Source organism: Streptomyces sp. NPDC046197, assembly GCF_040646295.1.
Classification (GTDB): domain Bacteria; phylum Actinomycetota; class Actinomycetes; order Streptomycetales; family Streptomycetaceae; genus Streptomyces.
Window position 1 is genome coordinate 4,347 of the sequence record NZ_JBEYZY010000073.1, and the last position, 7,097, is coordinate 11,443.

Here is a 7,097-nt window from a genome sequence, read left to right on the forward strand (position 1 = left end):
GTGTGTGCGGGTTGCCCGGGTGCCGGCGTCGGCTGGTGTGTGCGGGGTGCTCGGGTGCCGGCGTTGGCCGGTGTGCGGGTTGCCCGGGTGCCGGCGTTGGCTGGTGTGTGCGGGGTGCTCGGGTGCCGGCGTTGGCCGGTGTGCGGGTTGCCCGGGTGCCGGCGTCGGCCGGTGTGTGCGGGTGGGCCGTGCTGCCCGGGGCCGGCCGGGGGCGGCTGCTCGTGGGTCCGGTGGACCGGCCGTCCCGGGCTCGGGCGGTCCATTACGCCAACCGTGCGGTGTTTCCGCGTTCGGCGCTCACCGCCCTAGCCGGTCCGTCACCATCGCTGGCGTGTTGAGCACCACGGCGTTGCGAGCGCATCTGCTGGCCGCTCGGCTGGCCGGGACGGTGGCCACCATGCGGGAGACGAGCCTGCGGAGTTATCGGCTGTTCGCGGCCGGCGACCCCCGGGTGCTGATCGGGATCACGCCTGAACAGACGTGGCGGCAGCCGGATTTGATCGGCCTGATGGCGCGGAAGTGTGGAGTTTCAGCCGATCCACAGCACACCTCGGGCCATGATGTGATTGACCCGGAGCTGACGCTGAGCGCGCTGGACGCCTTCGCGGAGCGGATCGCGGTGGCCGCCCGGCGCGGCGCACCTGTTCTGCTCGGTACCGGTCACCCGCACCGGCTGATCGGTTTCTACGCCGCCTTGGCCGATGCCCTGTCGGCGGCGGGATGTGCCGTCCTCACCCCCGCGCAGGGTCGCTGTGTCGACATAACGACCCGGTTCGGCCTACGCACGCACAACCTCGACTACGTACGGGGAGTCGCGCTCGTGCGGCGGCCAGGCGTGGAACGCTCCGGTTGTGAGCCGGGCGCACACACCCATTCGCCGCTCCCGGTTCGCCTCGCGCTCGCCGCCGCGGCCGACGCCGGCGGCCCGCTGCCCGAGCTGGTGATCGGAGACCATGGATGGGTCTGCGGAGCAGGTCAGCTGGGGTTCGAGGCCATTGGTCTGGCCGATACGGACGACCCCGCGCTGTTCGTCGGCGAGGCCGAGGGGCGGCTGTCCGTCGTCGTTCCACTTGATGACGGCGTGCGGCCCGATTACTACCGGCCGCTGACCCGCTACGTACTCAATCGAGCGTGTCTGTCCCAGTAGGACGCCGATGGGTGCACCTCTTCCCCACTCGCATCACCCGCCCCTAGTCTGGGGAGTGAGCACGCAGCGACGAAGAGTCACCGGAAGGGGAAGCCGGTGGCCGTCGAGTGCGGAAGGTTCAGGTGTGTCATGGCTGCAGCTGGCGAAAGGCCTCTGAACGAGGTTCAGTTCCTTACCGTGGCGGAAGTCGCCTCGGTGATGCGAGTGTCGAAGATGACCGTGTACCGGCTGGTGCACAGCGGTCATCTGCCCGCGATCCGGGTGGGGCGGTCCTTCCGCGTCCCGGAGCAAGCGGTTCACGAGTACCTCCGCGAGAGCTATGTGGGGGTGGAAACCGTCTGACGGCAACCCGGAGGGATCCGCGCACAGGGCACTTCGGGGTCCCTCCGTCCCCTCGATTACGACCTCGGCGCTCGGGGCGGGTAGGCTAGCCCCTCGTAGGTCGTGTGGGCCCATGGCGCCCAAACACCGAGTGATGAGAAGTGAGCGAGGGTAGTCGTGGGCTCTGTTATCAAGAAGCGGCGCAAGCGGATGGCCAAGAAGAAGCACCGCAAGCTGCTCAAGCGCACCCGCGTCCAGCGTCGCAACAAGAAGTAGTGACGCCAGGTCGCTACTAGGTACGCGACATCGCGAGAGCGTGTCCGTGGCCCCCCACCCCTTGCGGTGGGGGGCCACGCGCATGTGCGGCCCGCGCCGTCCGGGAGGGCGAACCCCGTGCGTACGACCGGATGAAACGGGGGCCGGGTGGTCGTACGGAGGTGCCCATCGTCACTTCGTGCATCGGGCAGTCATCACAGCGCAACATCAACCCGATAGGTTGGCCGCATACGGGGAACGCGGCGGATACGAGCTCCTGGAAGGAAGGCGCTGATCTTGGGACAGGTCGTGCTCGTGACCGGAGTGGCCCGTCAGCTCGCGGGCCGGTTCGTACGACGGATCCAGCGTGACCCACAGGTGGACCGGGTCGTCGCCGTGGATGCGGTTCCGCCTGAGCACCATCTGGGTGGTGCCGACTTCATCCAGGCGGACATCCGGCAGGCCACCATCGCCCGGGTGCTCGCGGAGACGTCCGCCGACACGGTCGTGCACATGGACGTCACCGGCACCGCGCTGGGCAGCGGCAGCCGGGCCACGGTCAAGGAGACCAACGTCATCGGCGCGATGCAGCTGCTGGGTGCCTGCCAGAAATCCCCGAGCGTCAAGCGGCTGGTGGTGAAGTCCAGCACCAACGTCTACGGGTCCGCGCCCCGCGACCCCGCCGTGTTCACCGAGACCACCCCGCCCAAGTCCCTGCCCAGCGGCGGCTTCGCCAAGGACACCGTGGAGGTGGAGGGCTATGTACGCGGCTTCGCGCGGCGGCGGCCGGACGTCGCCGTGTGCGTGCTGCGGTTCGCCAACATCCTCGGCCCGACCGCGGACTCCCCGCTCGCCTCGTACTTCTCGCTGCCGGTCCTGCCGACCGTCTTCGGCTACGACCCGCGGCTGCAGTTCGTGCACGAGGACGACGTGATCGAGGTGCTGCGGATCGCCTCGCACGAGCCGCGCCGCGGCACGCTCAACAGCGGCACGTTCAACATCGCCGGTGACGGCGTGCTGCTGCTCTCCCAGTGCTCGCGGCGGCTCGGCCGCCCCACGGTGCCGCTGCTGCTGCCTGCGGTCACGTGGGCGGGCTCGCTGGTGCGTACCCTGGGTATGACGGACTTCTCACCCGAGCAGATCCGACTGCTCACCCACGGCCGGGTCGTGGCCACGGACCAGATGCGCGAGACGCTGGGCTTCGCACCCAAGTACACGACCGCGGAGACCTTCGCGGACTTCGCCCGCAGCCGAGGACCCGGACTCCTGCCGCCGGAGGCCCTTGCGGGGGCCGTCGACCGGATCGCCGCCCTGTCCCAGAGGGGCAGCGGCCACCTCCCGACGCAGAGCGCCAACTGAGGAGCGCAGCAACGATGGCGGACGCCAAGGTCATTCCGTTCGACGACGACCGGTCCCGCGGCAGCGCCGTACAGCGGCCGTCGCGGCGTCGCAGTGCCGGGAGCCGGCGCACCGGTGGGGAGCCGGCGCCGGTCCGTGAGGTCCAGCCCCTGCCCACCAGGGCCGCCGCACAGGATGATGTTCCCGTGACCCGTGAGGAACAGCCGTCGCAGCCGCGGCCAAGGCCCCAGGACGACGGCGGGCTGGAGCGGCGCGTCGCCGCGGGCCTGGCGTTCCTGCGCCGCCGCCTCACCGGGGACTACGACGTCGACGACTTCGGGTACGACGCCGAGCTGACCGACCAGGTCCTGATGTCGCTGCTGCGGCCGGTGTACGAGAGGTACTTCCGGGTCGAGGTGAAGGGCATCGAGAACATCCCGTCCGAGGGCGGCGCGCTGCTCGTGGCCAACCACTCCGGCACGCTGCCGCTGGACGGTCTGATGATGCAGGTCGCCGTCCACGACCACCATCCGGCCGGCCGGCATCTTCGGCTGCTGGCGGCCGACCTGGTCTTCGTGCTGCCGGTGGTCAACGAGCTCGCCCGCAAGCTCGGGCACACCCTGGCCTGCGCCGAGGACGCCGAGCGGCTCCTGGGCCAGGGCGAACTGGTCGGGGTGATGCCGGAGGGCTTCAAGGGCATCGGCAAGCCCTTCAGCGAGCGCTACAAGCTCCAGCGGTTCGGCCGGGGCGGTTTCGTCTCCACGGCTCTGCGCCAGGGCACGCCGATCATCCCGTGCTCGATCGTCGGGGCCGAGGAGATCTACCCGATGCTCGGCAACGCCAAGACCCTCGCGCGCCTGCTGGGCTTCCCGTACTTCCCGCTGACGCCCACCTTCCCGTGGCTGGGCCCGTTGGGCGTGGTCCCGCTGCCGACGAAGTGGACGATCCAGTTCGGCGAGCCGATCCCGACGGACGGGTATCCGCCGGAGGCGGCCGAGGACCCGATGCTGATGTTCAACCTGACCGACCAGGTGCGCGAGCAGATCCAGCACACGCTGTACAAGCTGCTGGTGCAGCGCCGCTCGGTGTTCTTCTGACCCGCCAGGTGGTTCGTCCGGCCTGCCCGGTGTGCGTCCGGCCTGCCCGGTGTGCGTCCGACCGCCCGGTGTGCGTCCGACCTGTCCGGTCACAGGCCCTGTGGTCTGCCGTGCGTACGACGGCGTGGGCGCCCCCGGTGAGAGGGGTGCCCACGCCGTCGTACGCCTAGTTGGTGTTCTCCCCGTCGATGCCGAGGCCGGGCAGCAGGCCCGGGAGCAGCGGCGGGATGGTCACGTTGGGGCCGCTGGAGGGGGACTTGCCGGCGGACGGCGAGGTGCTGCCGCTGGACTTCGGCGGGTCGAGCAGGCCGCCCGTGGTGCCGCCGATCAGGCTGTCGGCCCCGCTGCCGGAGCCGGCGGACTTGCTCGGGCTCCCGCTGCCGGAGTGGCTGCCGCCGGGCGAGGAGCCGCCGCTGCCGGTGCTGGGGTGGGCGGAGCTGTGGGCGCCGGACGAGCCCGAGGGCGCCGAGCCGGAGCCGTGTCGCCGGCTGTCGCCGCCCTGGGCCGGAGCCTGGGGGAGCAGCGACTGCAGGGGGGCGACCTCTTCGTCTATGGCGTCGAACACCGACGACACCTGCCGGCTCACGTCGCCGAGCTGCAGGGGCAGCTTCTCGCGCAGGGCGCCCCAGGCTTCGCGGTGGGACCGTGAGAAGGCGGAGAGGGCCTGGATGGGGCCCAGGGAGTCGGGGTCGCGCTGGTACGCCTCGTGCAGCAGACGGTGGCCTTCGGCCGCGTCGTGCTGCATGCCGTACAGGGTGCGGCGGATCTCGCCCAGGGACTCGTGGTCGAGGTGACCGCTGCGGCCGCGGTCCAGCAGCCGGCGCGCCTCGTTCAGACGGGTGGAGGCGAGGTCCAGGTAGGCCTGGCCCTGCTCGTCGTCGCCGTCGGTCAGGTAGTTGAGCCTGAAGTCCTCGATGCCGCGCTTCAGCCCGTACAGCGAGTCACCGGGGAGGGCGTTGGAACTGGCAGCGGCCACCCCGCCGAAGGCCCCCGCGGCCACGCCGACGCTGAGTCCGCCGGCGGCCAGGCCCTTGGTCAGCCGCGAACGCGGTCGCAGTTTCCCCAGCGTGCTCGCCCGGTGGGCACCCCGGGTCCTTCGCTGCTCGGGCACCGAAGGACCCGCCGCCTCGCCCTTCGCGGTGCCCTCCTGCAGCATGGCCTCCATCGCGGCCACCAGGCGGGCCCGCTGGACGACCTTGACCTCGGGATCCAGCTCGGGCCGGGGCAGCGCGCCGAGACCGGTGGCGAGGGCCAGCAGACGGCCCTCCTCGGTCTGTTCCGCAGCGGCCGGGGCCGGTGCCGGTCCTTCGGACTGCTCGGCCGCCGTGCCCCGGTCGGACAGCTCCTCCAGGGCCTGGGCGAAGGCGTTCGCCCGCCGGTGCGCCGATACGTTCGCGATCACTGGCGGCACCTCCTCTCGTCATGACGGTCGACTCCCCAGGGATCCTGAGGGTTGCACGCCCACGACCGCATCCACACGATCGAGTGATCAGGGTGGGCCGGGGCGTGACCGCAGGGAGCCGGTATCCCGCACAACGAGTGGCTCGGCACTTGGGTTACGGACGGCGGATGATCGGGTCGCGAAGTCAACGGGCTTTGACGGAACGTGAGTTGGGCGTCGCTGAGCGTGGGCGGGTCAGCGCGCGTCGTCGGGGAGGAGCCGGGCGAGGGTGCGCACGGCCCGGTACTGCAGGGTCTTGATGGCGCCCTCGTTCTTGCCCATCACCCGGGCGGTCTCCGCGACGGAGAGGCCCTGCAGGAAGCGGAGCGTGACGCACTCCTGCTGCTGGGGGTTCAGCCGCCGTACGGCGTCCAGTAGGGCGGCGTTGGAGAGGGACTCCAGGACGGAGTCCTCCGGGGACCGCTCGACCTCGTTGGCGTCGAGCATCTCGCCGGTGGTGACCTCCAGCCGGAAGCGGCTGGACTTGAAGTGGTCGGCGACGAGGTTGCGGGCGATGGTGACGAGCCAGGCGCCGAAGTCGCGGCCCTGCCAGGTGAAGGTGCCGATGCGGCGCAGGGCGCGCAGAAAGGTCTCACTGGTGAGGTCCTCGGCGGTCGCCCGGCCGCCCACCCGGTAGTAGATGTAGCGGTACACGGTGTCGCTGTACTGGTCGTAGAGGCGGCCGAAGGCGTCGGCCTCGCCGGCCTGAGCGCGCTCCACGAGGTCCATCATCCGGGCGCTGTCGCTGTCCGCGGCCGGGCGGCGGGCCTGGGCCCCGGCGGACTGGCGCCCTCTCCTGCCCACCGCGGCGCCGCCCTCGGCCAGCGCGTAGCACGGGCCTACGGGCGCGGCCGTGGCGAATGCGGGGACGGCGGACGCAGTGGGGACGAGGCCGCGCAGCAGGTCCAGGACCGTTGCGCGGAGCGTAGCCAGGCCCGAGGCGTCAACCCCGACGTGTGGGTACACGGGACTCCCAGAGGCAGAGCTTCCATCACGTGCAGTGCGGAACCGTTCACCCGTCGTAGCGACGAAGGGGTACCGGTTTGCGTCTGAGGAGAATAACGCTTCGTACAGGCCCTGCTACACCCAGTTGCTCAAATCATCGATTACGTCGCTTCCGTAACCGATCGGCGCCTGATCAAGTGCCGCAGAGTGACCGTTTGTTGATCGAACCAGTTCGCCTTTGGTGTGCGTCGGGGGCGTGTTGTGGCGGTGTACCGCCAAGGTGAATGGTCAGCCGGGTACGCGTGTGCGTTCGCTCGGTTGACCGGTATTCGCCGTTGCGACAGGGCCTGGGCGCCGTCGTACGACAGGACGCAGACCTGGCGACGACCTGGCGGCGACCTGGTGTCCCGCGCCGGAAGTTCCTAGGCAGTTCCGGCTGAGCTGCGGACGGTCGACGTGCCTGGTCGGCAGCGTGAATCCGATCGCCGAGACGAGGCAGATCTACCGACGGACTTCAGGCGCAGGACACTAGTGTGATGCGCCGGAAATCGCA

7 protein-coding genes are annotated in these 7,097 nt (G+C 70.6%); 5 read left to right on the plus strand and 2 right to left on the minus strand.

Annotation, left to right across the window (positions count from 1 at the left end):
- Positions 1 to 331 precede the first annotated feature (331 nt).
- The 5 genes from AB0A61_RS40475 to AB0A61_RS40495 all read left to right on the plus strand — a co-directional run bounded on the left by AB0A61_RS40475 (position 332) and on the right by AB0A61_RS40495 (position 4,158).
- Positions 332 to 1,147 carry a phosphatase gene (locus tag AB0A61_RS40475; protein WP_361304489.1) on the plus strand — a complete coding sequence of 272 codons (816 nt, stop codon included), beginning with the start codon at positions 332 to 334 and terminating at the stop codon, positions 1,145 to 1,147.
- Positions 1,148 to 1,276: 129 nt separating this feature from the next.
- On the plus strand, positions 1,277 to 1,489 hold the full coding sequence (locus AB0A61_RS40480; protein WP_159045100.1) for a helix-turn-helix domain-containing protein: 213 nt from the start codon (positions 1,277 to 1,279) through the stop codon (positions 1,487 to 1,489).
- A gap of 156 nt (positions 1,490 to 1,645) precedes the next feature.
- Entirely contained in the window at positions 1,646 to 1,744 is a 99-nt protein-coding gene (locus AB0A61_RS40485; RefSeq protein WP_003948845.1) for an AURKAIP1/COX24 domain-containing protein, read from the plus strand.
- Positions 1,745 to 2,020: 276 nt separating this feature from the next.
- Positions 2,021 to 3,082 carry an NAD-dependent epimerase/dehydratase family protein gene (locus tag AB0A61_RS40490; RefSeq protein ID WP_361304492.1) on the plus strand — a complete coding sequence of 354 codons (1,062 nt, stop codon included), beginning with the start codon at positions 2,021 to 2,023 and terminating at the stop codon, positions 3,080 to 3,082.
- Between the two features lie 14 nt (positions 3,083 to 3,096).
- Positions 3,097 to 4,158: a lysophospholipid acyltransferase family protein gene (locus tag AB0A61_RS40495; protein WP_361304495.1), complete on the plus strand. Its 1,062-nt coding sequence runs from the start codon at positions 3,097 to 3,099 to the stop codon at positions 4,156 to 4,158.
- Positions 4,159 to 4,324: 166 nt separating this feature from the next.
- Here the strand turns inward: AB0A61_RS40495 and AB0A61_RS40500 are convergent, their stop codons facing one another.
- Both AB0A61_RS40500 and AB0A61_RS40505 read right to left on the minus strand, forming a co-directional pair.
- The gene (locus AB0A61_RS40500) at positions 4,325 to 5,560 is read right to left on the minus strand and encodes a DUF5667 domain-containing protein (RefSeq protein ID WP_361304498.1); all 1,236 of its coding nucleotides are present in this window, start codon (positions 5,558 to 5,560) and stop codon (positions 4,325 to 4,327) included.
- Between the two features lie 234 nt (positions 5,561 to 5,794).
- Entirely contained in the window at positions 5,795 to 6,565 is a 771-nt protein-coding gene (locus AB0A61_RS40505; protein WP_361304501.1) for an ECF subfamily RNA polymerase sigma factor, BldN family, read from the minus strand.
- Positions 6,566 to 7,097: the final 532 nt, after the last annotated feature.

What these genes read in the sequence shown, in the direction of transcription:
- AB0A61_RS40480 (WP_159045100.1), top strand. Translation starts at nt 1,277, where the DNA reads ATGGCTGCAGCTGGCGAAAGGCCTCTGAACGAGGTTCAGTTCCTTACC.
- AB0A61_RS40495 (WP_361304495.1), top strand. Translation starts at nt 3,097, where the DNA reads ATGGCGGACGCCAAGGTCATTCCGTTCGACGACGACCGGTCCCGCGGC.